Here is a 26961-nt window from a genome sequence, read left to right as displayed (position 1 = left end):
CAGTTATCGACCGATGAATCGAGTGTAACGTGCATGTCTAACGAGGAGGGCGAAAACGGACCCCGGAATAAGATGGGGCTAGGAATTGCAGTTGGGGCAGGTATCGGAGTGGCTCTCGGCGTTGCAATGGATGATATGGCATTGTGGATCGCTGTGGGAATGGGGATCGGAATTGCGCTCGGTGCCGCATGGAGTCAAGCAGGTGGATAGTTCAATCACCTCCAAAACCTCGTCGCGGTCACGTCGCACGCGGAGTGTCCATACTGGGACACCTATTGGGTTTATTATATATTCACAGTGTCTCGAGTCTCGAGTCCCAGTACGCGAAAACCGACGGTTGTACACGCCTCGAGTCCCGTTTTCTCGAGATGTGATGGGAAGTACACGATGGAGAACGCCCCGATTCGATCGAGTCGAGACTCGCTGCGATCCTCGTCTCACTCCGTTCGCGAAGACCACGCGGATCAGCGGGGCGTCCTCGCAGTGTCCGGCCCCCTCGCCAGCGCGCCATCTGGCCGCGCGAGCGCGGCGAGGGCTTTCGTCGTGGTATCGATAGTCGAGACAGGCAAGCCTCTTCCAGACTATTTCAGAACGACCACGAATACTCGGTCGCTCACCTGGATCAGGAACGACGCCAACGTGGCCTCGAAAGAGCCAACGAACTCGAGCATCCGTCTGCCCGCTGTCGACGCCATCATCCCAAGCACAACCAAGAGTCAGAATCCTAACATTCCACACGTTGGTTGAATAATGTATGGGTGTGCACGTAAAGTCCGCAGAGCCGGAGCGGAAGGTCAGTCACGGTGGCAGATGTCGATCGTACACGTTCCGCCGATGGCCGACCGCCTCGACGATGAGAACGTCGCCGTCGCGGTCCCACGTAATGATCGCACGATAGTCACCGGCGCGGAGTTTGTAGTATGGGTAGCCGGAGAGTCGCTCGAGTCGGTGCTCGGTCCAGTCAGTCGCCTCGTCGACCTTGTTCATCACGCGATCGGCCGCCTGTGGATCGAGACTCTCGAGGTGAGCGATCGCCTGTTCGGTGTACTCGACGTCAGTCATCCAGACCGAGGCGCTCGCGAACGTCGTCGGCTGACTGCGTTTCATCCTGCTCTCGCTGTTCGCGACTCTTCTCGAGCGCCTCGAGCGTCTCTTCGGAGAGCCTCGTCGGCGGATCGGTCCAGTCGCGAAGCGCGTCGCGGATCGCCTCCGACCGCGAGGTGTAACCCCGACGCTCGTACTCCTCGTCGATCTCCTCGAGGAGCCGTTTCGGAACACGGACATCGATCTTGGTGGTGCCGTTGTCGTCGGTGTCCCTGGTGTCAGTACTCATCACTGTGTGAGACGAGCGTCTCACAAATAGACCTTTGCCTTGTTCTGCCAGCCCGTGATAGTCGATACGAGCAAGACTATTTCATACCGACCACAAATCCCGGGTCGCTCAACTGAATCAGGAACGAAGCCGACGCGCCTCGAAAGAGCCGACGAACTCGAGCGTCCGCCCGCCCGCCGTCTACGCTACCATCCCAGCACAGCCAACAGTCAGTATCCTAACGTTCTTTACGTTGGTTGAACAAGCAATAGACGCGCACTGAAAGTGCGCATGAGCCGGAGTCAGTGGCTCCAACCAGGACTCCGGCTCGCTACGACCTCCGCGTAGCGGAGGCAACTCACGATTGTCGGCGGCGAAATAAAGACCTGCCGACGTGTCGCCGAACCAGTCTAATCCCTCGGTTCTACCGAGTCAATGTCGCATACTGCTGGTTCTACGGTGAGTTGTGCTCCGTTACGTGGGTCTCGAGACGGAGCTACGCATGACACGACTCACGATACACTGCGACTGTGGCACCGACATACGCACGGCAACCACCGACGGGACGATCACTTGCCCCGACTGCGAGGCAGCGTTCGAGACGACGATCATCGCGTTCACCCCCGATCACGATGCACCCAGCACTCGCCACGGCACTCGCTCGTGTCGCGGCCCGTGAGGGCCGTCGCGGGACGAGCCTCCCGCCGCTGTACGAAGCCGTCGATACCGACGCGCTAACCGCGCTGCTCGAGTCTCCCGCCGACGTCACGGTTCGCTTCGAGTACGAGGGATACGAGGTTGTGATCGGTCCTCGGCCGCTCGAGGTCGAGGTGATCGACGAAGATCGGTAACTACCGCCGGTCGGCAGTGCTGTCCACAGTTTTTTTCTCCTCGGCTCGGATCGGTGCGCTCTCCGTCCGAGAACTCTCGAGCGCGTTCGCTATCCGTCAGTACGAGACAAATCGTGATCAGCCGGACCGTGACCACCGCCGGCTAGCGCTCGAGCAGTCGCCAGAACCGCTCCGTGTCGCCCTCGAAGCGCTCGAGCAACGCCCGCATCTCCGATTTCCTCTCCGAGGAGACGCGAACGTGGACCATCCCCTCGTCGGGCTGGCCGTAGACGACGCTCGCGCCTTCGGGGGCGGCGACGATCGCCGGGAGCGCCAGCAGATCCTCTTCGCCATCGACGAGGACGGTCGTCGGCTCCTCGAGTGCGAGCGCCTCGAGCAACGTTCGGACGGCGTCCGCGGAGATTTCGGCGGGCGGGTTCTCGGCCTCGAGATCCGGCTCCGCGGCGACGCGCTCGCGGATTTCCTCGTCCACCTCGCGGCGCTTGGTGCGTTCGTCAACGAGCGCGACGTCGGGTTCGCGACCCGCCCGCAAGAAGTGGTCGGTGACGACGTCGCCGACCGCGACCAGCGGGCCGTCGACCGACTCGAGGAGGATTTCGGCGTCGGTCTCGAGCGGCCCGAAGGGCTCTTTGAACTCGTCGCGAAGGTCGTTCGGAAGGAACAGCAGGGGCTCGTATCCGCGGTCGTCGCCAGCGCCGTCCGTCGCGACAGCGGCCGTCGTCGAATTACGGTTTGGACTGTCGGACGGCGTCCGGTCGTCTGCGGTCACGGTTACCGGACTTTCAGCGCGTACGCGCCCGGTTCGGTGACCTGCATCTCGGTCGCGATTTCGCTCTCCTCGGGGTGGGCGATGACGACGTAGCCGGCCCAGTCTTCGGTCAGCGACGACGAGTTACAGGCGTCGCAGGTTTCGTTGTCCGGATCGTTGACCCGGTGACACTCACGACAGACGATGCGGTTCGAGGCCATCGTTACTCACCTGCGGTCGCTTCCTGCTTCTCGTGTTCGTCTTTGAGCCAGCCGTGCTTGCCGAGTCCGGGCTGTTTCGCCGTGAGCCCGATCTTCGAGTCACGCGGGTTCCGCTCGTCGATGCTCTTGGTGACGATCCGGGCTCTGACGGCGTCTTCGACGCCGAGCGTGCGGTTCGACTCGTTCGATGCGAGTTGCTGATTGTCCCTGTCGAATGCCAGATACTCGTCGGAGATCTGGGAGACGTGGAGCAGGCCGTCGACGGGACCGATCCCGACGAAGGCGCCGAACTCGACGACCTCGACGACGGTGCCGTCGACGACCTCCTGCATCTGGGGGTCGAACGTGACGGCATCGAAGTCGGCCTCGTAGTAGACGCCGGGGCGGTTCGGCAGGACCGTCCCCTGACCGATGTCGTGTACCTCGGTGACGGAGACGACGCTTCCCACCTCCTCGTCCATGCGCCCCTCGAGTTTGTCCTGTAGCAGTCGCTTCACGAGGTTCGGCGAGACGTCGCCGAGCTCCTCGGGCGGTACTTCCACCGTATCCTTCAATCTGACCCGTTTGTACATCTATGGTCGAGTGATCGCTAGCTTGTTTCTCCCGCGTAATGCAATTACCGGTACACCTGCCTCGAGGATCCGGTCGCGAAGCGGGCGATCGTTCGTGACGACGTAGTCGACGTTGCCCTCGCGGGCGAGTTCGACGAGCGCGTCGTCGGCGTACGACGCTTCGGTGTCGACGACGAGACAGCGTTCGGTCGCCAGATCGTGGCCGACGTTCGCCGCCGTCCCCTCCGTCCCCCCTTTCTCCGAGAGCCGCCGAAGCTCCTCGATAACCGACTGTGGTGTCGTGAGTTCGAACGCCTCGAGGAGTCGCTCGAGTTCGTCGAACAGTCGAACGTCGAGTTCGACTGGCATCATCAATGCGCTCGTATCGAGGGCGACCCGCGTACTCATTTCAGTCTTCTCGGGTATCCGGTTTAACCTTGCAACGTTCCGAGGCCGATGAGGCGCCAGCGTGCGCCGATCCGACGGTTGATCGCGATCTTCGCGCCGGGTTCGGCCGCGACGGGTCGCTTGAGGTTGACCTCGCACTCGCCTTCGCGGGCGCTCGTGACCGCGCCGACGGTCGTCGCCGTCCCGACGGTCATCATCAGGGGTTCACCGGTGCTGATCTCCTCGACCGCTTCGCCGCCGTCGAGGCCGACGACGCGCTCTAACAGATCGACGTCCATCGTAAAGCTGTCCCAGGTGGGTGGGAGCGATCCCGGCGGCCCGGCGATCCGGCCCGCGAGCGCGTCGCCTTTCGTCAGCGACGGATCGAGTCCCGTGCCGACGCCGAGCAATCCGCCGGGCGTGACCGTCTCGACGCTTTCGCCGCCCGCCTGGAGCGAACGGACGGTCGTCTCGATCGGAACGTACTCCGATTTGCCGCCCTCTTCGATCTCGCGGCCGGGGCGGATCTCGATCTCGTCGTCGACTCCGAGTTCGCCCCGGATCAGGCTCCCGCCGAGGACGCCGCCGGTGAGGTCGGCGGCGCTCGTTCCCGGTTTGTTGATGTCGAAACTGCGGGCGACGTGCATCCGGGGATCGGTGTCCGGATCGCGATCCGGCGTGGGGATCTCCGCTTCGATCGCCTGGATCAACAGATCGATGTTGACCTCCTGGCCCGCCGAAATCGGGACGACGGGGGCGTCTTCGGCGACGGTTCCCTCGACGAACTCCTGGATCTCCTCGTAGTTCTGTCGTGCGGTGTCGCTGTCGACGAGGTCGACCTTGTTCTGGGCGATGACGATGTTGTCGATCCCGATGATGTCGAGTGCCATCAGGTGTTCTTCGGTCTGGGGCTGGGGGACCGGCTCGCTGGCGCTGATCACCAACACCGCGCCGTCCATCAGCGACGCACCAGAAAGCATCGTCGCCATCAGGGTCTCGTGCCCCGGGGCGTCGACGAACGACACGGTCCGAAGCGGCTCGCTCTCTGAGCCGTCCGGACACTCCTCCTCAACGGTGTAACACTCGGGTTCGTCCACGCCGGAACAGTGGCGGAACGTCGCGTCGGCGTAGCCCAGCCGGATGGAGATGCCGCGTTTCATCTCCTCTGAGTGCTGGTCCGTCCACGAGCCGCTCAACGCTTGCACTAGCGTCGTCTTGCCGTGGTCGACGTGACCGACGAGCCCGATGTTCACCTCCGGTTGTCGATTTCCTGCCATAAGACGGTGAGTAATCTTAGATAGAGGTTCCGCCGTGCGCTTGATAAACCTACTGTTCTGAAAGCGCTCGAGTCCACGACGATTGCCGACGAATACCTGCCATCCATCACGACCGTCGTCGAGCCACGAGTGTCGATGCTGACCGTGCTCGCTTCCAGTTTCGCCGGAGTTGACCGCCCGAGACCGCGCCCGAGACGCCCTGTCGCGAGTCGAGACGCTTCGTGTCGCGAACTCGCTGACGCCAGCGTCCTCGAAACACGCCTCTCGCGTCTTCGTGTCTCCTACGTTACAAAAATGCATTTGAGCGAACGTTTTCTACGGTTGCCGTCGTGTATCGAGTATGAGTCGATCCGACGTCTCGAGCGAACCCGGCGACGAGGGTCTGCTCGAGTGTACCGACTGTCTCGAACCGGCGGAGGCGTTCGCGTTGATCGGCAACGAGACGCGACTCGCGATCCTCGAGGCGCTGTGGGCGGCCGACGAGCGCCCCGTTTCGTTCTCGGAGCTTCGACGCGCCGTCGAGATGCGCGACTCCGCACAATTTAACTACCACCTCCAGCAGTTGACGGGACACTTCGTCAGGAAAGTCGAAGGGGACGGGGAGGACAGCGAGACCACCGACGGCTACGAGTTCAAACACGCCGGCGAGAAGGTCGTCCGGTCGATCCTGGCCGGCTCGTTCACCGAGTCGCCGACGCTCGAGCCGTTCCCGGTCCAGGGATCCTGTGTCTCCTGTGGTGGCCCCCTGCAGGCGAGTTACGCGGACGAACAGCTCGGCATCGAGTGTCTCGACTGCGGGCAGTGTCACGGCGAGTACCCGTTCCCGCCGGGCGGCCTAAACGACCGAACGCGCGAGGAGATCGCCGAAGCGTTCGACCAGCGGGTGCGCCACCTTCACTGTCTCGCGGCCGACGGCGTCTGTCCGGAGTGCAACGGCCGGATGAGCGCCGAAATCAACGAGGAGGGGGAGTGCTGTCTCGGTGTCGGCGTCCGAGTCGACAACGAGTGCCAGCAGTGTGGACACATGCTCTGTTCGGCGGTCGGCCTCCGACTGCTCGATCACTCGGCGGTCGTCACCTTCCACCGCGAACGCGGCGTCTACCTCGACGAGCGCCCCTACTGGACGCTTCCCTGGTGTGTCTCCGACCGACACACGACCGTCCTCGAGCGCGATCCCTACCGCCTCGCGGTGAGCATCCCGCTCGCCGGCGACGAACTCCGTGTCGAGATCGACGACGAGTTGAACGTTCTCGAGACGGACGTCCGAACGTGCGACTGATACGGATTCCTGTACCGATGTCCCGGCGGTGAGTCGAACCGTGTGAGACGAGTCTCGGTGGAGGAGTGCGGCGAGTCCACCGTTGCAACCGCCGCCAGTTCGCGGGTGCGCCGGAACTGACTGACAGTAAACCGTATCAGGACTCGAGATCGTACAGTTCGCCGTACTTGGCGTCGACGTACTCGAGGAAGGGATCGGCCGCGAGCTCCTCGCCGGTGGCCCGTTCGATCAGTTCCTGGGTCGTGTACCGTTTTCCGTGGCGGTGGACGTTCTCGCGGAGCCAGCCGTTCAGGGCTTCGAAGTCGGCCTGGCGGATGTGGTCGGTTTGGTCACCAAGCTCGTCCTCGGCGGCGGCGTACAACTGGGCCGCCAGGACGGAGCCAAGCGAGTACGTCGGGAAGTAGCCGAACGAGCCGTGAGACCAGTGGATGTCCTGGAGACAGCCCTCGGCGTCGGTCTCGGGCCGGACGCCGAGGTACTCCTCGTACTTGTCGTTCCAGACTTCGGGGACGTCTTCGACCGCGAGATCTCCCGAGATCAGGTCGCGTTCGATCTCGAAGCGGATCACGATGTGGAGGTGGTAGGTGAGTTCGTCCGCCTCGACGCGGATGAGGTTGTCGTCGTACACCTGGTTTGCGGACTCGTAGGCCCCCTCGGGCGTCACGTCCTCGAGTTCGGGGAACCGCTTGCGGGCGATCGGCAGGAAATGCTCCCAGAAGGGCCGGGAGCGACCGACGTGGTTCTCCCAGAGCCGGGACTGCGATTCGTGGACCGAGAGATCTCGAGCCTGGCCGAGTGGCGTTCCGTACCCCTCGTCGGGGAGCCCGAGCGTGTAGTTCGCGTGCCCGAACTCGTGGATCGTCGACGTGATCGAGCCGAGCAGATCCTCGGGTTCGAATCGCGTCGTGACGCGGGCGTCGAATTGGGTCCCCGACGAGAACGGGTGCGGTGCCGTATCGAGCCGACCGCGATCCCAGTCGTAGCCCAGCGAGTCGAGCACGTCGCGTGCGAGTGCCTCCTGATCGTCGTCGTCGAACGTTCCCGCGAACGCGTCGGTCTCGAGGTCGGAGTCGTCAGACTGCGTCCGACTGTCCGAGGCGCGTCGCGCCTCCCTACTGTCGTCGATCGCGTCGATCAGCGGGACGAGTTCGTCGCGCAGGCGCTCGAGGACGCGTTCAGCGGTCTCGAGGTCGATGTAGGGTTCGTAGTCCGAAAAGAGGACTTCGTAGGGGTCGGCGTCGGGATCGATGTGGTGGGCGTACTCCCGTTTGAGGTCGACCAGTTTCTCGAGGACGGGCGCGAAGGTTTCGAAGTCGTCCTCCGCTTTGGCCTGTTTCCACGTGGGGTGGGCGTTGGCGGTGGTCTCGGAGATTTCCTCGACGAGTTCCTGTGGAACGCTGGTCTCGCGGTCGTACTGGCGGCGGGTCTCGCGGACGACGGCGGCTCGTTCGCCGTCGAGATCGCTGGATTCGAGCTCCTCGAGTAACTGTCCGGTCTCTTCGTCGGTGAGTAACTCGTGGTGGATCGAAGAGAGCGTCGACAGCTGTTTCGCGCGGGCGGGCGTCCCGCCTTCGGGCATCACGACTTCCTGATCCCAGCGGAGGATACCGGCGGCGTTCGATACGTTCGATAGCCGCCGAACGCGTTTGTCGAACTCGTCGAACGCGTCGGACGTCTCCGTCTCGGTCGGCGTCTGCTCGCTTGCCATTTTTTGGCCATAGCACAGCGGGCGCTATCAACGTCGTGGTTCCGGAACCGGGTTCGGCGGGGACTCGAGGCGTAAACTCGTCTGGAACGTGCAAGCCGTAGCCTGTTCCGACTCGTTGACGTGTTTGGCGTATGGTTCTCGCTTCGGCAGTCGTATTCGTCGTAAGCCTGTTACTCGGCGCCGTCGGCATCTACGTCGGCGCACGCGTGATCGTCGGTGCGGGCGATTTCGATCACGCGGTCGTCACCGCCCTGATCGGGGCGGTCGTCTGGGCGGTCGTCGGCTTCTTCGTCGGCTGGATTCCGTTTCTGGGGCCGCTACTCGCGTTGCTCGTGTACGTCGCGGTCATCAACCTCCGGTATCCCGCCGACTGGACCGCCGCGGCGATGATCGGCCTCGTCGCCTGGGTCACCGTCCTGATCGTGCTGTGGGTTCTCGCCGCGATCGGGCTCACCGGGTTCGGTGCGGTCGGCGTCCCGGGAACGTAGGGCGTCCCGGGGAACCATTTTCCGGCTCGAGCGACAAGTCAGAGACGATGGGGCTCTTCGAGGATCTCGGGCGAAAGGTCGGTAAGTTCACGCACGAGGCGAAACAGGCGGCCGACGAGGGAGCACCCTACGTCTGCCGGAACTGCGGCGAGCGCTTCTATACGGAACAGGATCCGTGTCCGGAGTGTGGCGCCGAGGCGGTCGTCAAACGTGATGAAACGGTGGACGGATCGAACTCCGAAGCGACGGATTCGGGCCGTGGTACGTCCGACGATTCGTCCGATCGAGAGCCGGTAAATTGCGTCGACCAGTCGCAAGATTCGGAGAAAGCCGAATCGAGAACGGACGAAGACGAGGACGCACTCGAGTAGCGGCGTTTTTCTGCCTCGACAGATCGACCCGTAGACGGCCCGATGCACTCGTCTCGAGTGGTGACTGACGGAGTCTCTCGCGTCGGTCAGTCGAGTTCACGAGCCCCGAGTCGCAACCCGAGGCCGGCGACGAAAAGCACGACGATGCCGAGCGCGACGAGCGTAGCCCAGGGGGCCGGGACGGAATCCGCATCCGAGTCCGGCTCCGCGCCGTTCTCGTCGGCGTTCGGGGATTCGGCGACGAGCGTGCCGACGTCGCTCGATTCGATCGCGAGATCGTACTCCCCGGCCGACGCCGGCTCGAATGTGAAAGTAACCGTCTCCGATGCCCCCTCGCCGACATCGATCGTCTGGGTCGCAACTTCCTCGCTGTCCGCGGTGAGCGTGAGCGTTCGATCGCCGCCACTCCGTCCGCGGTTTTCGACGGTCGCACTCACCGTCGTGGACTCACCCACGTCGATTCGGGAGTGTTCGAGGGTCGCGTCGGTAACCTCGACGATCGGCGCCCCGGTTCCGACGACGAACGACGAGACCGCAGGTGAACTCGCCTCGAACCTGGCGTCCGTCCCGTCGGATCCGACGTGTGTCGTCGGAACAGATTGCCAGTTCCCGGTTTCACCTGTCTGTCGGTGAAGTTCGACGTCCGCCGGGTCGACGTCCAGCTCGGCCAGTACCGACAACGGAACAGCGAACTCGACGGTGGCCGTCGAGACGTCCTCGGGCGTGAGATCGTGTTCGACGTCGAGGTGCCCCGCCGAGACGGTTCCCGTTTGGGTTTCGAACGCGTCGACGGTACGAGGGACCTTCTCCTCGGAATTATCGCCCGTGAGGGTGATCCGGACGTCTCGATCCGTAGCCAACTCGAGCGTGAGACCGTCGAACGGAACGTCCGTCTCGAGGTCGCTGGTATCGGCCCTGATTTCGTCGCCCGATTTCGCTCCCTCGACGTCGACGGTGACCGCCGTCTCCGTCTCGCCATCCTCGGGCGAGTCACGACTGCCCATGGGCATTCCACCACCACCGCCGGAGGACGACCGCGGCCGCGATTCGACCTCGACGTCGGTCGTCGTCGAGTGGGTCGCCGTTCGAACGGTCAGGTTCGTCGATCCGACGTCGGTCGAAGTCGGCACCCATCCGAGCGTCACGTTCTCGTGTGTGCCGGCCGCGAGTGAGATCTTGCGATCGTCGACGGTGGCGTTCGCTCCCTCGATCAGTTCCACCTGCGTCACGCCGGACACCTCGCCGACGTTTTCGATCGTCGCATCGACCGTCAGCGTCCGCCCCGATCGTACCGGCGCGTTCGTTCCGGTGATCGACACCGTGTAGTTCGCGGGCTTCAGAACCGTCACGGTCGTCGCGTTCGAGACGCCATCGAACGCCGCGGTCACGTCGAATGTGCCGAGGTCGGTCTCGTCGAACGTTCCGTTCGCCGTCGCGTTCGTCCAGTCGAACGCAGTCTCGTCGTCCTCGACGACGTTCGCGTACTCGTCGACGGCAGTCGCGTCGAACTCGAGGGTCTCACCGCTAACGACCGACCGTTCGACCGCCGGTTCGAGGAGGACGGTTTCGGTCGCCGCCGGCGCAACGGTAAACGGCTCGGTGGTCGCCAGATCCCCGGCGTCCGCGGCGAACAGCAGGACGTACGTCCCGCTTGCCTCGAGGGTCAGCCCCTCGAACGTCGCCCGTCCGTCGGACCCAGTACGGGCCGTCACCTGCGTCGTGCCGTTCGCGAACGTCGAGGCGTTTACCGTCGCGGTAACCGATCTGTTCGCGATGGGGTTCCCGAAGCGGTCGGACGCCAGAACTGTCGGAGAGTCGGTCAGCGCCTCGCCGGCTGTCTGTGTCCCGTCAGGTTCGGTTACGACTGTAACCGAGTTCGTGTCGGCAGGTTCGACGTCAAATGGTGTCGTTCGAACCACCCCGTCGGCCGCGACGTTGCCGTGGTCGCCGTCGACGGAAAATTCGAGACGGTAGGCGTCGTCGGCGACCGTTATTCGGAGGTCGTCGAACGTCGCGACGCCGTCGATCGTCTCGACGGTCGTCTCGCCGCCCGAGAGCCCGCCCGCGCCGTCGATCGCCTCGACGGAGACGGCGACTCCAGCGACGGGATTACCGAACGCGTCCGTGGCCCGAACCGTCGGATCGTCCGAGATGACCTCGCCAGCGGTCTGCGTCCCGTCGGGGTCGGCGGTGACGACGACGCTTTCGGTGGCGGCGGCTTCGACGGTGAACGGCGACGTCGCGTCGCCGGCCAGTCCCTCGGCCTCGGCCTCGAGAACGTACGTTCCCGCCGTCTCGATGTTGAGCCCGGAAAACGTCGCGACGCCGCCGACGGTGGTCACTGACGCGTCACCGACGAGGTCGACGTCGTTCGCCGACGGCGACAGCGTCACTTCGGTCGTCTCGCCGCCGACCCGGTTGCCGAACGAATCTCGAATCTCGACGGCAATCTCCTTGCCTGTGTCGTCTTCGATCGCCTCGCCAGCCGCGGTCGTCGTCGGCTGGCCGACGATCGCGAGTCCGACCGGGTCGGCCGCCTCGACCTGTACGGTCGCGGCGGCGTCGGCGTCGCCCGCCTCGAACGCGACGTCGTACTCGCCGGCCGTCTCCTCCCGGAAACTCGCGGTCGCTTCGCCAGATTCGTTCGTCTCGATCGGCGTCTCGAGTCCCGAAAGTCCGTCGTCGTCTACCACGTCGACCCGCTCGTCTGCGAGGCGGTTTCCGAACTCGTCTTCGAGCGTGAGCGCGATCTGCCCGGAATCGCCAGCAGTCTCGACCTCGTTGCTCACCTCGAGGAGGTCGGGCGGTGCCGGTTCGACGGTTCCAACGGCGGTCAGCGTCGGCTCCGTTCCCGACGTGGGAGTGGCGGTGATCGTCACGTTCGCCTGTGCAACCGTCGACTGGAGGCGAACGGTTGCAGTTCCGTCTCCGTCAGTTTCGAGAGTTCGATCGCCATCGACGGCGATCGCGGTCCCGGTGTCGGTGAACTCGAACTCGACGCCGGGGACGGGATTTTCGAACTCGTCTCGAACGACGACCGTGTAGGCGAGTTCGTCGCCGTCGCCGAACTCGTCCGAAGCGGTCGCCGTCGCGGTCGTCGGTGAGAGATCGAACTCGATCGGATCGGCCGGCTCGACGGCGAACACATCAGATAGTGCGCTATCGTCGCTCGCGACGCCACCGTCGTCGCCGTCGATCGTAAACTCGAGACGATACTCGTCGGCCGCGAACTCGAACACCAGATCGTCGAACGTGGCAGTCCCGGTGGCGTCGGTGTCTCTGGTCGTGGTGCCGGAGGCTAACGCGCCATCACCGTCGCTCGCGACGGAGACCGCGACGTCGGCGATCGGATTGCCGAACGGATCGGTCACGAGCGCGCTCGGCTCGTCGTCGACTATCTCGCCGGCTACCTGAGTGCTTCCGGGCTGGGTTTCGACCGACACCGACGCCGCGTCGGCCGGCTCGACGGTGAACGCGTCGGTCCGGTCGCTGGCGCTGGCGTCGACGTTTCCGTCCCCGCCGTCGATCGAGAACTCGAGGCGATACCCCTCGTCTGCGTGTTCGATCGTCAGATCGTCGAACGTGGCAGTCCCGTTGGCGTCGGTGTCGACCGTCGTCGTCCCCGCCTCGACGCTTCCGTCCGCGACGACGGCTTCGACGGAAACTGAGACCGCAGAGACAGGGTTTCCGAACGAGTCGGTCACCACTGCGCTCGGCTCACCGTCGATCGGTTCACCAGCGGTCTGTGTCGCCGTCGGATGAGCGTCAGCGATCACCGAATCCGCGGGACCGGGCTCGACGGTGAACCGGTCGGTTCGAGCGCTGTCGCCGTCTGCGACGTCCGAATCGGCATCGTCGATCGAGAACTCGAGTTCGTACTCGCCGGGGGCTTCGATCGAGAGGTCGTCGAACGTCGCGGTTCCGACCCAGTCGGTCGGGACGGTCTCGGTGCCGCCGTCGACGCTTCCGTCGACGACGGTTGCGGTAACGTCGACGCCGTAGACGGGATCGCCTGCTGCGTCGGTCACGCTCACTGTCGGCGGACCGGCGATAGGCTCTCCGGCCGCCGTCGTCCCCGGCTGTCCGTCGACCTCGACGGTGGTCGCCTCTGAGTCGGAGATCGTAAACGCGGTAATCTCGTTTTCGTCGTGTGACTCGTCCGGTCCATCCCGGTTGGTCACGATCTCGTCCTGAAAGTACGTGTTGAGCACCAGTTCGTGGGTTCCCGTCGACGTCGGATTTCCGATATCGTCGATCGTCACGCGGAAGTCCTGTGGATTGATGAGCCCGATGTTCTGATCAATCCTGATACGAAGCACCTGCTCCCACTCGGTGTCGGTCTCGTCCTGTTCGGCCGCGGTCGGCGAACCGTGGGTCACGTCGACGACGTTTTGTTCGTGCCACGAACCGCCCGTGAAATCGTAGAGGTACCAGTCGAACGAGACCGACGATTCGTCGACGTGACTCAGATCGGCCTCGTCGCCGAAGAAGAGACGAACTTCCTCCACGCTCCCCTGTTGCCAGTTTCCGTCTTCGGTGAACTCGAGAACGTACGTCGATTTCACGCCCCGGTTGTCCGGATCGGGCGTATCGTCCTCGAACGATACCGAGCCGTGATGTGCGATCGCCGTCCCCGCCGTCAGAACCAACAGACCGAGCACCGAAAGACAGACCAGCGTTCGGACGCTCGGCCGATGTCCGTCGCGGCCGTCACCCATCGACACACACCGTGTCACTAGTTCGATGAATAGACGCCGAGGACGGAAGCTGTCCCCCCTCGGTCGTTCGTCCCTCTATTCGATGACTTTCCCCATCCCCATCAGTCATACTGTCCGTCAGTCAGCGGGCGTTAATTTATAGATTTCTGTTTTATTATTCTTGATATTATTTTCGCGCACACTATGCGTGAGACCTACGTCCTGCGTCGGACGCGTCGTCTGGCAGGTCCGGGATGGACAGCGTCGTTCGGAACGCACCGAATTCGACGTCACCACGACTCCGCGATCGCTCGGTAGGTCTCCTGGCAACGCTCGAGGACGGCGATCGAGACGCTCTCGTCTCTCGTGTGGGCCTCGCCGGGTTCGGAGGGGCCGTAGATCACACACTCCGTCCCGGCCTGAGAGAGCCAGCCGGCGTCCGTCGCGTGGGGTTTCGTCACGAGTTCGGGCTCGCCGGAGTGGACGTCTCGAGCCGACTCGAGGACCGCCTGGGCGAACGCCTCGTCGTCGCATTGCATCGGCGGTAGATCCTGGTCGACGGTCCACTCGAGGTCGGGAATCTCCGCGAGGACCTCGAGGTCGGCCCGTTCACCGGGGACGGTCCGCTCGTCGACGGTGAACGAGCACCGGTCAGGAACGACGTTGATGGCGGAGCCGCCGTCGATCTCGGTGACGGCGACGCTTCCCGAGAGGCTTTCGCCGGCCACCTCGACTGACGGGAACTCGAGGTCGCGGACGCGCTCGACGGCCTCGGCGGCGCGGTAGATGGCGTTCTCGCCGGCTTCTGGTTCGCTGGCGTGGGAGGCGACGCCGTGGGAGGTGACGGTGATCCCGCGGCGACCGCGGTGGGCGACGACGACGTCGGTGACGCCGGGTTTCGAGTAGTTCGTCGATCCCTCGCCGACGACGGCGTAGTCGGGGACGAACCCCTCCTCGATGGCGTGGCGCGCGCCGACGCCGCCGACCTCCTCGCCGACGAAACTCGCGAAGACGAGATCGGATCCGTCGGGCGCCGTTGCATCCCGGAAGGCGAGCATCGCGGCCGCGACGGCACCTTTCATGTCGGCCGCCCCGCGCCCGTAGATGCGACCGTTTCGCTCCTCGACGACGTACTCGTACTCGCCTGGCTCCGGGGCGTCTCGGATCTGTGAATCGTCCGGCGGGACGACGTCGTGATGACCGACGAACGCGAGCGATCGGCGGTCGTCCGATTCCTCTGGTAGCGCCCCATCCGCACGCTTGCGCGCGAGTACGTTTCCGACGCCGTCTCGAGTCACGCCGGCGGTCGTCTCCTCGCGGAGCCAGCGCTCGATGACGTCACCGGCGGCGGTTTCGTCGTCGTGGCTCGGAACGGCAACCAGTTCGCGGGTCAACTCGGCAACCGGGGCGCTCATAGTCGATTATTCGTCGCCAGGGTCCTGATACTGTCGGGTTCGAAAGCAATCGGCGAGGTCCGTAGAAGGGCCGAGAACGGACTCGAGTGGCTCGCATACTGGGTGAACATATTCGTGTATTAATCACAACGAGTGGGAAAACGGTCCATGGAGCCGCTAACGATAATGGCGTCGAACCCGAGAGAGTACTCGTACGGATGGGAACGGCACACGACGGTCCGGCGACGCTACCAAGCCACGAGATCGACGCATTCCAGTCGGCAACCGGTGGCGACGCGAGACGATGACCGAACGCCGCGGAGACCGACGAGTCGAGGTGGGGGGGCCGATGAGCCCGTTGCTCGAGGAGCCGACGGTCGTCGTGGGCGTCGGCGAGTCGGTCCGAAGGAGAGAAATCCGTGAGGCGCTCCTCGAGGGAGCCGCCACCGACGTTCTGTTCGAAGAGACGAGCGCGAGCGCTCTCGAGACGATCGACGAACGCGAGGACGTCGGCTGCGTCGTCACCGATCGGACGCTTTCGGATACGACGGGGGTCGATCTCTGTCGTCGAGTTCGCCAACTCGAGAGTGAACTCCCCGTCGTCTTCTACGTCGACGATGTTGGCGACGATGGCGAAACCGTACGGCAAGCACTCAACGCCGGTGCGAGCGGATACTACACCCGGTCGAATTCCGCCGAAACGTTTCGGCGGGCTGTCGACGATGCGATCGAGGCGTACGACCGACGCCGAAAAGTGAGCGAAGAGAGCGAGATCCTCACGACGCTGCTCGAGGAGATCGAGACGAACGTCTACGTCAAAGACCAGCAGGGACGATATCTCCGCGTCGCGTCCGTTCCCGACAACGTCGCTCCCGCCGATGCGCTCGGAAAAACCGACGTCGAGATCTACGGCGATTCCAATCCGGAAATGGCACGCCAGACGTACGAAGACGACATTCGCGTCATCGAGACCGGCGAGCCGATACGCGAACGTGACGAACAGTACGGCGACGGCAAGACGGCGTACGCGATGCGGACGACGAAGGTGCCGTGGGTCGACGACGACGGAACGCAGAAGGGATTGATCGGCATGACGGTCGACATCACCGAGTTCAAGCGGACGGAACTGGAACTCGAGATTCTCCGCGATCAGTTCGAGAAGTTCTCGACGAACGTCAGACACGACCTCAAGAACCCGTTGCAGGTGGCGATGGGACACCTCCAACTCGCCCGAAAGAGCGGAACCGACGAGTCCTTCGACGCCGTCCTCGAGTCACTCGAGCGGATCGAGGAGATCGTCACCGATCTCGAATCGATCGCGAAAGACCAGTCGAACGCCCCCGAGCGAGGGGCAAACGACCTCGCCGACATCGCCGACTCGGTCTGGAACGTGCTGTATACGCGTAATGCCACCCTCGAGAACGAGTTTCCGGCCTCTGCCAGCGTCTACACCGCCAAAGAGACGATCCGGCCGATCTTCGAGAACCTGTTCAAAAACGCAGTCACCCACGGCGGCTCCGACGTGACCGTCCGGGTCGGATCGCTCGAGGACGGCTTCTACGTCGAAGATACCGGATCGGGAATCCCGACATCGAAACGGGAAGCGGTTCTCGAGTCGGGGTATACGACCGAGTCGGACGGGAGCGGGATGGGGCTGAACATCGTCGCGGACGTCTGCATCCAGCGCGGATGGCGTCTGGACGTCGGGAAGAGTCCCGAAGGCGGTGCTCGATTCGAGATCACGAACTGTCCGATGATGCTCGAGCCCGTGGCGGACGGCCGGTCCGACGTCCACCCCGGCGGAGTGCTCGAACTCACCGACGAGACCGAGGTCGGGACGCTCCAGACCGACGCAAACGCGGAGTACGATCCGATACACGACCGATGGACCGTCAACGCAGACGGCGCCAACATCTGGCGCCACTGGAACGACTTCTATTTCGTCCACACGACCGTCGACGATCCCGTCAGCATCCGCGGCCGCGTCGCCGACATCGAGGAGGTTGATGCGTTCAGCAAGGCCGGAGTCATGATTCGTGACGGGCTCGACGACGCGTCGACGTACGGCTTCGTCGGGGCGACGCCCGGGTTCGGAACCGAAGTCCTCTGGCGAACCCGACGGGGCGAGGACGGGATCAGCCAACAGCTCAGAGAGGAGTTGCGTTCGGAGTGGTTCCGCGTCGACCTCCTGGACGGATACGTGACGTGTTTCGTCTCTCGAGACGGCCGGGAGTGGACGCCGATCGATCAACGCCGGATCGAGCAAACGACACCGGTCCACGTCGGGCTCGTCGTCTGTAGCGTCGTCTCCGGCCACTCCTGTGAGGCGACGTTCGAAGACGTGACCGTCGTCGAACTCGAGCGAACCGCCGAGTAACGCGCGTCGTTACTCGATCCGATCGTACACTGGCGGCTCCGGCTCCGGATCGTCGCCGAGCCTGCCGACGGTGTCGCCGACCTCCCCGAGACTCGCCGTCTGTTCCTGACTCGCCGCGGCGAGGGACTCGGTTGCGTCGGCGATCCGGTCTGCGGCCGTCGAGACGCCTTCGACCGTCTCAACGGTTACCTCGAGGCTCCGCGCTTGCTGGTCGGTCGCGGCCGCGACGTCTTCCATTCCAGCCGCCGTCGACCGCGCGGCTTCGTGGACCCCCTCGAGTGAGTCGACCGTTTCACGAACCCGGTCCGTACCGGCGTCGACCCGATCGACAGTTTCCTCCGTCGCCTCGATCGTCTCGACGGCATCAGCACGGACGTCCTCGAGAGCCTCCTCGATCGACGTTACGTCGCGTTTCGTTCGTTGTGCGAACGTCCGAACCTCCTCGGCGATCACGCCCATCGTGGCGTCGTCATCGGATCGAGTCGACTCGATCTTCGCGTTCGTCGCCAACAGCTCCGTCCGTTCGGAGAGGCTCTCGAGTCGAGAGACGACGTCGTCGATTCGGTCGATTCGTTCCTCGAGGCGGTCGACGGCGGTCTCGGTCCGCTCGACTGCCTCGTCGATCGCCTCGAGGTCGGCCAGCGCGCCGTCGGCCGACTCGACGCCCGACGCGGCGAGTCGTTCGGTTCGGGCGCTTTCCGCACGCACCTCGTCGGCGGTGCTCGCGATCTCCTCGACGGCCGCACTCTGGTCCTCGAGTTCGCCCGAAACCCGACCGAGGGCCGACGCCTGATTCGACGCGTGACCGCTGATCGCCTCCGCCCGGTTGGCGACGAGTTCGCTCGCGTCGTACAACTCCTCGATCGGGTCCCGGACGTCAGCTTCGACCTCGTGGGCAAGCTGTCGGCGACGCTCGGTCGCCCGCTCGAGATCCCTCGCGTAGGAGTCGACGTACGTGTCGACTGCGACCTGCAAATCGAGGTTGATGATTCGCAACAGTGCGAGGACGTCCATCATCCCGTCGTCGATGGCGGCCCTGATCGTCTGCTCGAACGACTGCTCGAGGGTGAGTTCGCCCCCAGCGGACCGATCGTCGCTCCCACCGCCGAAGCCGAACGCACCGATCAGGTCGTCGATCGTACCAGTCGGCTCCGCCTCGTCCGCTTCGCGCTCGGTGATCCACTCCTCGACGGCGTCGACGACCTGTTGCTGGACGCGGTCGCTCAGCCGCGTCAACAGCAGTTCGTAGTAGACGCCGTACTGACCCACGTACTGTTTCAACGGCATATCGAGAATTTCGTGAAGTTTTCCGATTCTGGCACGGTTTTCGAAATACGCCCGGTCGTACGTGCCGGTCGCGAGCGAAACGAGGTACGCACTCTGGGTTCGTTTCAACGCTTCCACCCCCTTCGGCGAACGGTCGACGATCGCTCGCGTCTCCTCGTACTCGAGGAGGTTCTCGTAGAACTCCTCGGCGATTCGATCGCTGTTCGCACCGAGCAGTGACTCGAGGTCAGCCAGTCGTCGTTGGTCGTCTTCGTCGAACCCGACGAACTCCTTTCGCCAGGCAATTTCGTCGTCGTCGAGACCGATATTTCCGATGAGTTCGTCGACGTCGACGAAGCGGTTCAACCCCCCGTTTCCGAACGAGCGTTCCGGGTTCATGAGCGGAACGTGCTCGACCGATACCCTTCGGAGAATCGTGTCTTCCCGCTCGATGGGAACGATCTCGCGAGCGAAGTCGAACGACGGGTCGGCCGTGACGAGTCGCTTGCGGTCGCTGGGACGACGTATGCTGGGAGAGTTACGGTATGTAGTAAGATTACGAGTGCGACGCGCGGATGAGGCGTTCGGATCGGGCAATCTCGAACGCCCTACCGGGATACGTCAGTGTCAGAGGCACACGACATCACCAACGTCCGTACGAACTCGATCGTTCGGGCACGCAACACTCGAGCCGTTGAGTGGCGACTGTCGTGGTGCACGTGATCGGTCACCGCGAATCGACCTTACCTTACCGTGTGAATGTTCATTCAACAGGTGAACGAGAGTGGTGGAACGAACAATGTATGAACGTCAACAGTTCCACGACCAACGAAGAATTAGCTACCGACAGCGCCCGAAACGCCGTCGTTCGAACGGATATCCAATCCAGAGGACCCAGAAGGACTAATAGACTGTGAACGCCAGGAACACGTAATGGGTTACGACAGGGGGAAACAGCTGTTCTCCTCGCCACATCGCCTCGAGTTGCTTCGAGCGCTTCGGTCGAAACCCGCGGACACCAAGGCGCTCACGGACGAGCTCTCCATCTCGCGCGTCACCGTCCAGCGTCACACGAACGGCTGTTGTGAGCTCGGGTGGGTTCGGAAGAGCGACGGGCGCTACGAACTCACGCCGGTCGGCGAACACGTTTGCGAGGCCGCAACCGCGTTTCTCGACCGGCTGACGGTCCTCGAAAACCACGAGGAAGCAGTTCGAACGCTCGCGGCGGTCGACGACTCGTTCGATCCGCTGTTGCTCGCCGACGCCAGGATTTCGGTCGCCGAACCAAACAGCCCACACGATCCGATCATCCACTACCGAAACGCGATGACCGAGACGAACACGACCGCCGTCCGCGGTATCCTCCCCGTGTTTAGCGAACTGCTCATCGAAGTCCACCACGAACTCCTCGAAGGGGGAACGGAGACGGAGGTCGTGGCGCCGCAGTCGGTCCTCGAGACGGCACCGCCGCCCGAGGACGTCCCCTCCTCGGCGTTCACGCTCTATACACTCGAGGAGACGGTGGATTTCGGCGTCACGGTGACCGACGAGACCGTCCTCGTTGGCGTCTACGACGACGGAACGTTCGTTGCGTGTATCGAGAGCGCCGAACCGGCCTTTCGCGAGTGGGCGACCGGCCTCTACGACCGTTATCGCGAACGGGCGACCCGGGTTCCACTCGAGACGGCGGCGAGCGATGGCGCTCCGCAATCCGGGCTCGAGCCGTCGGAGTGATCGCGCTCCGTCGACGCCAGCGGGTTCCCGGGTGATCTCCCGCACCCTTTTACGCGTACGCGACCAACGCACGGCACAATGAACGTCGTGCCGGATACGAGCGTGGTCATCGACGGCCGCGTCTCGGAGACGATCGAAGACGGGCAGTTCGAGGGAGCGACGATTTCGGTACCGGAAGCGGTGGTCGCGGAACTCGAGGCGCAGGCCAACGACGGCATCGAGACCGGCTGGGACGGGTTAGAGGAACTAAAGCGCCTGGCAACTCTCGCCGACGACGGCGTCGTCGACCTCGAGTACGTCGGCGAGCGACCAAACGCGATCGAACGGGGACACGCCTCCGAGGGCGAGATCGACGCGCTCATCCGCGATATTGCGGAGGATCTCGAGGCGACGTTTCTGACGAGCGACATCGTCCAAGCCGAAGTAGCGAAGGCGAAAGGTCTCGACGTCAGCCACGTCTCACCGGAGAGTCGCGACGTCGGGACGCTCGCCGTCGAGGAGTTCTTCGACGAGACGACGATGAGCGTCCACCTGAAGACTGACGCGGTACCGATGGCCAAACGGGGCGAACTCGGCGAGATGCGCTACGAGGAACTCGCCGACGAACCCATAGACGAGGAGACGATGGACGAGTACGCCCGTGAGGTCGTCGACGGCGCAAAGGAGGCCGCCGGCGGGTTCATCGAACTCTCGGAGCCGGGGATGAAGATCGTCCAGTTCCGAGATTACCGGATCGCCATCGGCCGACCGCCCTTTTCCGACGGGATCGAGATCACCGCCGTTCGGCCGATCGCCCAGACCGACCTCGAGGAGTACGAACACGCCGACGAACTCAAAGAGCGGTTGCTCGAGCGCCAGCGCGGCGTCCTCATCTCCGGGTCGCCCGGTGCCGGGAAGTCGACGCTGGCCCAGGCGGTCGCGCGCTATCTCAACGGCCACGAGTACGCGGTCAAGACGATGGAGAAACCACGGGACCTACAGGTCGGCCCCGAGATCACCCAGTACACCGAACTGGGCGGCGACATGGCCAAGACCGCGGACGCGCTGTTGATGGTTCGACCGGACTACACCATATACGACGAGGTGCGAAAGACCGACGACTTCGAGGTCTTCGCGGACATGCGACTGGCGGGCGTCGGCATGATCGGCGTCGTTCACGCGACCCGTCCGATCGACGCGCTTCAGCGGCTCATCGGCCGGGTCGAACTCGGGATGATCCCGCAGGTCGTCGACACGGTCGTCTACGTCGACGCCGGGGAGATCGCGAAGGTGTACGACGTCAAGACGGAGGTGAAGGTGCCCGCCGGACTCACCGAGGAAGACCTCGCCCGGCCCGTGATCCTCGTCACCGACTTCCAGACCGGCGAGCCGGAGTACGAGATCTACACGTTCAACCGCCAGGTCGTCACCGTTCCGCTCGTCGACGAGGAGAACGGTCCCGGAAGCGAAAGCGGCGTCGATCGAATCGCCAAACAGGAAATCGAACGCGAGATCCGCTCCGTCGCACGCGGCTACGTCGACGTCCAACTCAAGAGTCAGGACAGAGCCGTCGTCTACGTCGAGGAAGACGACATCTCGACGGTCATCGGCAAGGGCGGCGGTCGAATTACCGACATCGAGAACCGACTCGGGATCGACATCGACGTCCGCACTCACGACGAAAATCCCCACTACGGCTCCGGCGGCGGGGGTAGCGGAACCACAGCCGACGGCGGCGCCAGCAACGCCAAGCAGGCCGGCCAGATGGTCACGCCGGAGATCACCTCGAGACACATCGTCGTCCCCGTCGACGGCAATCACGGTGAGACCGTCGAGGTACAGGCCGGCGGCGAGTACCTCTTCACCGCGACAGTGAGCCGCGGCGGCGAGATTCAGGTCTCACGCGGCAGTGCGATCGCGGACGAACTCGAGGCCGCGATCGATCGGAAGGACCCGATCACGGTCGTTCCGTCGTAAGTCGTTCTGCCGGGAGTGAGCGGAGCGAACGAGCGGTTTTTGGTGCAGATTTTTGCGTGAGGGTGAACGGAGTGAACCCGCGCGGAAAAAGGTGCATCGCGAAGGACCCGATCACGGTCGTTCCGTCGTAAGTCGTTCTGCCGGGAGTGAGCGGAGCGAACGAGCGGTTTTTGGTGCAGATTTTTGCGTGAGGGTGAACGGAGTGAACCCGAGCGGAAAAAGGTGCATCGCGAAGGACCCGATCACGGTCGTTCCGTCGTAAGATACCAAACCGCGAGCGAACGACGTGAGCGAGTGGCTTTTTAGCGTAGATTTTTGCAGGAGGGGTTCGCGAACGACGTGAGCGGACCCGACGAGAAAACGGGACGCGTGCGATCGATCGGAAAAATCGGGCACGTGACTGATGCCCAAACTACGGCTACTAGCTGTTTAAGGATAATCGATTTATACGAGACACATGTTTGGATATGTCGTGAACAACACAGTGATTGGATCGAATGAGCGTTGACAACGAGACAATCGTCTACCAGGGAGTCGGTGGCGAAAGCGAACGATTCGTGACCGACGCGAAGACGCTCGAGCGCGTCCGTTCACGGATCGTCGACGACGTCAAGTCGACCGTCGAGGAGGCGAACGCGACGGGAATCGTCGTCGCGATGAGTGGCGGGATCGACTCGACTGTCACCGCGGCGATCGCCGTCGAAGCGCTCGGAAGCGATCGAGTGATCGGACTTGGATTGCCCTGTCACAAGGCGGATCGCAGCCACGTCGACGACGCCCGAACGATCGCCGACGGACTGGGTATCGAGTTCCACGAGATCCAGTTGCGGCCGATGCTCGAGGCGTTCGAAGAGACGTTCGCAAAGCCACTCGAGTCGGTCTGGGAGACCGATCGCCCGAACGAGCGAAACCACGCGGTCGGAAACGTCATCGCGCGCCTCCGGATGAGTTGTACGTACTACGTGGCGAATCGCCGATCGATGCTCGTCCTCGGGACGGCGAATCGCTCGGAACTGATGCTCGGCTACTTCACGAAACACGGTGACGGTGCGGCTGACACCTATCCGATCGGAGATCTCTACAAGACGGAAGTACGCGCGCTCGCAAAACGCCTCGGCGTTCCAAAGCGGATCGTCTGCAAGGAGCCGACCGCCGGGTTCTGGGCCGGCCAGACCGATGCCGGCGAACTCGGCGCGCCGTACGACGTCATCGATCCGTTGCTCTCTCGAATCGTCGACGATGGCCAAGACCTCGAGGACGCTACGGCTACGCTCGGACTCGACCGCGAGACGGCCGCCGGCATCGCGGACCGATACATCGAATCGGCCCACAAGCGAGATCACTCGCCGACGCCGGGCGCCGTGGCTCGGGTCGATCCGAAACGGTGACGCCGAGGTGAGTGATCGTCGCCTCGAGTGTGGCGGGCGTCGGAGAAGTCGCCGGTCCGACCGGCGGTAAATCCGACTCGAGCGAGACTGACGTTCGTGGGGACTGGTGTCCACACCGGTGTACACGCGATGGGTTCGAACGACGAAGCGGTCCGATAATTTGTCTCATACGGTTTATTGTCAGTCATTTCGGGCGCATCCGCGACCCGTGCGGCGGTTGCGCCGATATATCGGTACAGGAATCCGTATCAGCGCCCGTCGTCCTCGCTTCGATACAGTTCGGGATTGCGCCACCAGAACAGCCCCCAGGCGACGACGAAACCCGATACCATCGCGAGGACATCCTGAAGGATACGCGAGAAGCCGAAGTCGCTGATCGCGACGACCGCGAGTCCCGAGCCGGCGATCGCTCCGACGACGACGAAAATCACGTCGCCGACGATCCGTTCCGTTCGAAACTCCCAGTACTCCTGTCGATCCTCGTCGTACCAGACGCCGACGTATATCAAGACGAGCGCCATCGCCGCGATAACGGTGACGACGTGGTACTCTTCGGCCAGACCTGCGGGTTCGAGGACGGCTACGTTGAGCATATTCGCGAGGATCGTCACCGAGAACAACCCGACCAGCAACCAGCCCCAGCGCGGTAATCGCTCCTTTTCCATGGATGGAGACGGTCACCGCGGCGAAATAATCCTGCCGTTCCCGGTTGCCGCCCGAGTAGTGTAACGGCTGTAACAATTAACTCGTTGTTCGGACGTCGCCGTTCGGAGCGAACGGAGTGAGCAAGAACCGCGCACGCTCCGAACCCACCTATAGTAACAACTGAAACGATTCACACACTGATCGCCGATACGTCTGGCGATTAGGTGTGCAATGACGTTCAGTGGCTACTATACTTTCGTTCGATCAGGTGTGCAGTGACGTTCGACGACTGCGACAGCTGGCAAGCCAACCGCTGGGAGAGACCGAATCGACGGAACGAGCGGTTACAAAAAGCGGTATCGCCGCGAACTCAGTTACTCCGCACAGCAGGCGTCTTTCTTCGCACACTCCTCGACGCCGTTTCCGTCCGCCGCAACCGGCTCTTGAAGCCGGTAGAGGCTCTGTCTGGCATCGGCGAAGTAGATGTCCTCGTCGACGATTCCGATCTCTTCGAGGCGCTCGAGGGCGTATCGGACCGTCCGGGCCGAAAGCATCGATTCCTCGACGATCTGTTTCTGGGTCAGCGGGCCGTCGTACTCGAGAACCTTGAAGACGAGTTTCGCGCTCGGTGGCAGGTCTTCGATTTCCTCCCCGTCGGTCTCTCCCATATTACGAATCGAAATCCCCCAGCAGTATAAAAGTTGAGCCTTACCCCTTCCGAGCGAGCGAAAATAATTCTACTAATATCGTGGCGTAAATTACGCACTCACCCCACTAAAACGGCCATTTTTATTTTTGACCAAGCAGTCAGCTTCCGAGTCGTGGTTCGGTTCTCGAACGTGGATGGGCGAGGGGGAAATCGGTTCGACGAGTACTATAGCTGAGCCGAAAGTATTACGAATTCGTACTGGTATCTGAATGTTACTTTCACAGACTACGACCCGAGCGGCGGTCCGACCGGGAAACCGATCCAGCAGTTCGTCTCAGACACCCGCTCTGCACACCGCTATAGCCGTTCCCAGACGTCCTCGTCGTCGAAGTCGGGCTCGTCACCGTCGTCGAACTCCCCGCCCCCCTCGAACTCCGAGAGATCGGTCGCAGACGGGACCTGCTCCGGCGTGACCGCGGATTCACCCCTGGCCAGTTCCATCGTCGGCCAGGTCGTCTGTTCCCACAGCCCCCGCTCGCTGTAGTAGTAGACTACGGACCCGTTGACGACCGCGAACAGTCTCCGCTGTCGGTCGTGGACCACCCGTTCGTTCGCGTCGATCGCGACGTCGACGACGTCCTCCAAGGTATCGAGTGCGATGTGGTGATCACCGACCCACATCGGGATCGACCCGCGCGAGATCCACTCGGCGTACCGCCGTTCGTGGACTGCCCGTCTGGCGGCTTCCACGTCGACCGGCGAGCGCCTCGCAACGATGGCCCCGCCGACGACCGACAGCGTTCCCAACAACGAGAGCGCACCGACGAGGGCCGGACTCCGCGGCTCGGATACCTCTCGAGTCCCGATCGTGTGAGTGTGAGGGTTCTCGTCCGAAATCGAGATCGACTCCTCGAGCCAGTAGGCCTCGTCAGTGAGGACGAGCGTCGTCGAGTCCGTATGCGTACCCGCTATATTTCCGGTGTCGTACTCCGTGACGAGGGTCACTTGAAGGGAGATCGATCCCACAGTACCGATCTCCTCTTCGAGGGCACGCTGGCGCTCGAGATACGATTCGACGTCGATCGTGGTCTGTGATCGCGCGACGCCGTCTTCAACGTCGGGCGAGGCGTGTAGTTCCTCGTGGGTTTCGTTCCAGAACGTCTCGTCGTCGCGACTCGCCTCGAACTCCAAGCGCAGTCGGTGTGTGACCTCGGCGTCGTCGATCGGTGCGCCGGCGGTCTGATTCGTCAGCCTCGTTTCGGGTGCGATAGTGAGTTCCGGCGACGCGTTCATCACGTAAACAGCGCTATTGGAGAGTTCGTCGCCTTCCTCCCAGAGACTCCCGCCGTCGACGACCGAGGAACTCGTTCGGACGTCGGTGGTGACCTCCGTTTCGGCGTTCTGAGAGATGGTCTCGGTCTCCGGATTGGCGACGACCCATCCCGTCGCGACGAACGCGACGATCCCGATCACGACGAGTGCAATGGCAACCGAACGGCCGTGCTTTGCGAGCAACAGGTCGAGACGCGGATTATCGATCACTCTTCCCACCCCCAGGCTCGCCGATCCGTCGAGGTCGACGGTTGATCGAGTTACGAAGTCGATAAGTCGGCGAAACGATGTATAACTCGATGCAAGGTAGCGAACAATATAACGATACTG

The 26961-nt window shown here is 63.3% G+C and carries 23 protein-coding genes; 9 read left to right on the top strand and 14 right to left on the bottom strand.

The features are described 5' to 3' along the window. Window positions 1–33 precede the first annotated feature (33 nt). Entirely contained in the window at window positions 34–210 is a 177-nt protein-coding gene (locus AB7C87_RS24245; RefSeq protein ID WP_502260076.1) for a glycine zipper domain-containing protein, read from the top strand. 588 nt (window positions 211–798) lie between these two features. Here AB7C87_RS24245 and AB7C87_RS07135 read toward each other — a convergent pair. Further along, the gene (locus tag AB7C87_RS07135; RefSeq protein WP_369728904.1) at window positions 799–1062 is read right to left on the bottom strand and encodes a type II toxin-antitoxin system RelE family toxin; all 264 of its coding nucleotides are present in this window, start codon (window positions 1060–1062) and stop codon (window positions 799–801) included. After that, window positions 1055–1333 (bottom strand): ribbon-helix-helix domain-containing protein, encoded by a 279-nt coding sequence (locus tag AB7C87_RS07130; protein WP_369728739.1) that lies wholly within the window; start codon window positions 1331–1333, stop codon window positions 1055–1057. The genes AB7C87_RS07135 and AB7C87_RS07130 overlap by 8 nt, the downstream gene beginning before the upstream one ends. A gap of 611 nt (window positions 1334–1944) precedes the next feature. Between AB7C87_RS07130 and AB7C87_RS07125 the strand changes: the two genes are divergently transcribed. After that, a complete protein-coding gene (locus AB7C87_RS07125; RefSeq protein ID WP_369728738.1) occupies window positions 1945–2163 on the top strand; it encodes a HalOD1 output domain-containing protein in 219 nt (72 codons plus the stop codon). Window positions 2164–2305: 142 nt separating this feature from the next. Here the strand turns inward: AB7C87_RS07125 and AB7C87_RS07120 are convergent, their stop codons facing one another. From AB7C87_RS07120 to AB7C87_RS07100, 5 genes are read right to left on the bottom strand one after another with little or no spacing between them, the layout of a single operon-like run. After that, entirely contained in the window at window positions 2306–2932 is a 627-nt protein-coding gene (locus AB7C87_RS07120; RefSeq protein WP_369728737.1) for a GTP-dependent dephospho-CoA kinase family protein, read from the bottom strand. A gap of 2 nt (window positions 2933–2934) precedes the next feature. Further along, entirely contained in the window at window positions 2935–3132 is a 198-nt protein-coding gene (spt4, locus tag AB7C87_RS07115; RefSeq protein WP_369728736.1) for a transcription elongation factor subunit Spt4, read from the bottom strand. A gap of 2 nt (window positions 3133–3134) precedes the next feature. Further along, window positions 3135–3704 (bottom strand): DNA-directed RNA polymerase, encoded by a 570-nt coding sequence (locus tag AB7C87_RS07110; protein ID WP_369728735.1) that lies wholly within the window; start codon window positions 3702–3704, stop codon window positions 3135–3137. Continuing rightward, complete coding sequence (locus tag AB7C87_RS07105) at window positions 3705–4091, bottom strand: type II toxin-antitoxin system VapC family toxin (protein WP_369728734.1); 387 nt, start codon at window positions 4089–4091, stop codon at window positions 3705–3707. Between the two features lie 23 nt (window positions 4092–4114). After that, a complete protein-coding gene (locus AB7C87_RS07100) occupies window positions 4115–5347 on the bottom strand; it encodes a translation initiation factor IF-2 subunit gamma (RefSeq protein WP_369728733.1) in 1233 nt (410 codons plus the stop codon). 340 nt (window positions 5348–5687) lie between these two features. Between AB7C87_RS07100 and AB7C87_RS07095 the strand changes: the two genes are divergently transcribed. Continuing rightward, complete coding sequence (locus AB7C87_RS07095; RefSeq protein ID WP_369728732.1) at window positions 5688–6626, top strand: DUF7351 domain-containing protein; 939 nt, start codon at window positions 5688–5690, stop codon at window positions 6624–6626. A 136-nt stretch (window positions 6627–6762) separates the two neighbouring features. Here AB7C87_RS07095 and AB7C87_RS07090 read toward each other — a convergent pair whose 3' ends face one another. Further along, window positions 6763–8334, bottom strand: a complete 1572-nt coding sequence (locus tag AB7C87_RS07090) for a carboxypeptidase M32 (protein WP_369728731.1) — start codon at window positions 8332–8334, stop codon at window positions 6763–6765. A gap of 131 nt (window positions 8335–8465) precedes the next feature. Between AB7C87_RS07090 and AB7C87_RS07085 the strand changes: the two genes are divergently transcribed. After that, window positions 8466–8822, top strand: a complete 357-nt coding sequence (locus AB7C87_RS07085; protein WP_369728730.1) for a hypothetical protein — start codon at window positions 8466–8468, stop codon at window positions 8820–8822. Between the two features lie 47 nt (window positions 8823–8869). Then, window positions 8870–9193: a zinc ribbon domain-containing protein gene (locus AB7C87_RS07080; protein WP_369728729.1), complete on the top strand. Its 324-nt coding sequence runs from the start codon at window positions 8870–8872 to the stop codon at window positions 9191–9193. 86 nt (window positions 9194–9279) lie between these two features. Here the strand turns inward: AB7C87_RS07080 and AB7C87_RS07075 are convergent, their stop codons facing one another. Together AB7C87_RS07075 and AB7C87_RS07070 are read right to left on the bottom strand one after the other, a co-directional pair. Continuing rightward, complete coding sequence (locus AB7C87_RS07075) at window positions 9280–13911, bottom strand: PGF-pre-PGF domain-containing protein (protein ID WP_369728728.1); 4632 nt, start codon at window positions 13909–13911, stop codon at window positions 9280–9282. Window positions 13912–14180: 269 nt separating this feature from the next. Further along, window positions 14181–15305: a M20 family metallopeptidase gene (locus AB7C87_RS07070; RefSeq protein ID WP_369728727.1), complete on the bottom strand. Its 1125-nt coding sequence runs from the start codon at window positions 15303–15305 to the stop codon at window positions 14181–14183. Window positions 15306–15588: 283 nt separating this feature from the next. Here AB7C87_RS07070 and AB7C87_RS07065 point away from each other — a divergent pair, with 283 nt between their 5' ends. Beyond that, window positions 15589–17661, top strand: a complete 2073-nt coding sequence (locus tag AB7C87_RS07065) for an ATP-binding protein (protein ID WP_369728726.1) — start codon at window positions 15589–15591, stop codon at window positions 17659–17661. Window positions 17662–17670: 9 nt separating this feature from the next. On the opposite strand, the gene AB7C87_RS07060 is transcribed toward AB7C87_RS07065, so the two are convergent. Further along, window positions 17671–19326 (bottom strand): protoglobin domain-containing protein, encoded by a 1656-nt coding sequence (locus tag AB7C87_RS07060; protein ID WP_369728725.1) that lies wholly within the window; start codon window positions 19324–19326, stop codon window positions 17671–17673. A gap of 534 nt (window positions 19327–19860) precedes the next feature. On the opposite strand from AB7C87_RS07060, the gene AB7C87_RS07055 reads away from it, so the two are divergent. The 3 genes from AB7C87_RS07055 (at window position 19861) to AB7C87_RS07045 (ending at window position 24005) form a co-directional block, all read left to right on the top strand. Then, the gene (locus AB7C87_RS07055) at window positions 19861–20661 is read left to right on the top strand and encodes a helix-turn-helix transcriptional regulator (RefSeq protein WP_369728724.1); all 801 of its coding nucleotides are present in this window, start codon (window positions 19861–19863) and stop codon (window positions 20659–20661) included. A 78-nt stretch (window positions 20662–20739) separates the two neighbouring features. After that, window positions 20740–22617, top strand: a complete 1878-nt coding sequence (locus AB7C87_RS07050) for a PINc/VapC family ATPase (RefSeq protein ID WP_369728723.1) — start codon at window positions 20740–20742, stop codon at window positions 22615–22617. A 497-nt stretch (window positions 22618–23114) separates the two neighbouring features. Then, window positions 23115–24005, top strand: coding sequence for an NAD+ synthase (locus tag AB7C87_RS07045; protein ID WP_369728722.1), 891 nt, complete (start codon window positions 23115–23117; stop codon window positions 24003–24005). Window positions 24006–24253: 248 nt separating this feature from the next. Here the strand turns inward: AB7C87_RS07045 and AB7C87_RS07040 are convergent, their stop codons facing one another. The 3 genes from AB7C87_RS07040 to AB7C87_RS07030 form a co-directional block, all read right to left on the bottom strand. Next, a complete protein-coding gene (locus AB7C87_RS07040) occupies window positions 24254–24670 on the bottom strand; it encodes a hypothetical protein (protein WP_369728721.1) in 417 nt (138 codons plus the stop codon). A gap of 354 nt (window positions 24671–25024) precedes the next feature. Beyond that, a complete protein-coding gene (locus AB7C87_RS07035) occupies window positions 25025–25318 on the bottom strand; it encodes a MarR family transcriptional regulator (protein WP_369728720.1) in 294 nt (97 codons plus the stop codon). A 338-nt stretch (window positions 25319–25656) separates the two neighbouring features. Beyond that, complete coding sequence (locus AB7C87_RS07030) at window positions 25657–26841, bottom strand: DUF5305 domain-containing protein (RefSeq protein WP_369728719.1); 1185 nt, start codon at window positions 26839–26841, stop codon at window positions 25657–25659. Between the last annotated feature and the right edge of the window lie 120 nt (window positions 26842–26961).

Origin of the sequence: Natrarchaeobius versutus, assembly GCF_041205745.1 — an archaeon.
GTDB lineage: Archaea > Halobacteriota > Halobacteria > Halobacteriales > Natrialbaceae > Natrarchaeobius > Natrarchaeobius versutus.
This window is presented reverse-complemented; position numbering and strand designations above follow the sequence as displayed.